This is a genomic window from Methylobacterium oryzihabitans, from assembly GCF_004004555.2.
Taxonomy (GTDB): domain Bacteria; phylum Pseudomonadota; class Alphaproteobacteria; order Rhizobiales; family Beijerinckiaceae; genus Methylobacterium; species Methylobacterium oryzihabitans.
On the sequence record NZ_SACP01000184.1, the window covers coordinates 1 to 416 of the forward strand.

1 protein-coding gene is annotated in these 416 nt (G+C 64.9%); it reads left to right on the top strand.

Annotated elements, in window-relative coordinates; genetic code table 11:
• Positions 1–411, top strand: a 411-nt coding sequence (gene gspG, locus EOE48_RS28975) for a type II secretion system major pseudopilin GspG (protein WP_127734251.1), incomplete at its 5' end; no start/stop codon positions are given.
• Positions 412–416 lie beyond the last annotated feature (5 nt).

Sequence of the window (416 nt, forward strand, 5' to 3'; positions counted from 1 at the left end):
AAACCGCAACGTGGCTTCACCCTGCTCGAACTCCTGGTGGTGCTGGTGGTGCTCGGCCTGTTGGCCGGCATCGTCGCGCCCAAGTACTTCAGCCAGCTCGGTCGCTCCGAAGCCAAGGTGGCGCGGGCGCAGATAGAAGGGCTGGGCAAGGCGCTGGATTTGTATCGCCTGGAGGTCGGCCACTACCCCAACAGCGAGCAAGGCCTGCAGGCCCTGGTAATCGCCCCCAGTGGCGAAGCGCGCTGGACCGGCCCGTACCTGCAGAAGGCCGTGCCCCAGGACCCATGGGGCCGCCCTTACATCTACCGGCAACCTGGCGAAAACGGTGGTGAATACGACCTGCTGTCGATGGGCAAGGACGGCCAGCCCGGCGGTGACGGGGAAAACGCCGAAATTACCAGCTGGCAGTAAGGAGA